This window comes from Psychrobacillus sp. Z3-81 (assembly GCF_056620325.1).
Genome location: NZ_JBWQPU010000047.1, coordinates 1 through 279, shown reverse-complemented (window position 1 = coordinate 279; position 279 = coordinate 1). Strand labels below are relative to the sequence as shown.

The 279-nt window shown below is 40.9% G+C and carries 1 protein-coding gene; it reads left to right on the top strand.

All coding sequences use genetic code 11. The annotated features are described in order from the left end of the window. Nucleotides 1-279: acetyl-CoA hydrolase/transferase C-terminal domain-containing protein (locus tag AC1ECF_RS17570; protein WP_480390731.1), on the top strand; the 279-nt coding region annotated here is incomplete at both ends.

Here is a 279-nt window from a genome sequence, read left to right as displayed (position 1 = left end):
CTTTCTCCATAACAATCCTTCTGTAGAATTTTTACATGTAAGTATTGTGAATGATCCTAGAGAAATTGCGGAGGAGGAACGCATGGTTTCTACCAATGCTACGACCGAGGTTGATCTATATGGACAGTGTGCCTCAGAAACAGTTGCGGGAAAATATTATTCTTCATCAGGAGGACGAGCAGACTTCGCAAGAGGTGTTCGCTTTGCAAAAGAGGGGAAGGACTTCATTTGTATGAGTTCTACAGCTAAAAATGATGAAATCTCTCGTATAAAGCTACA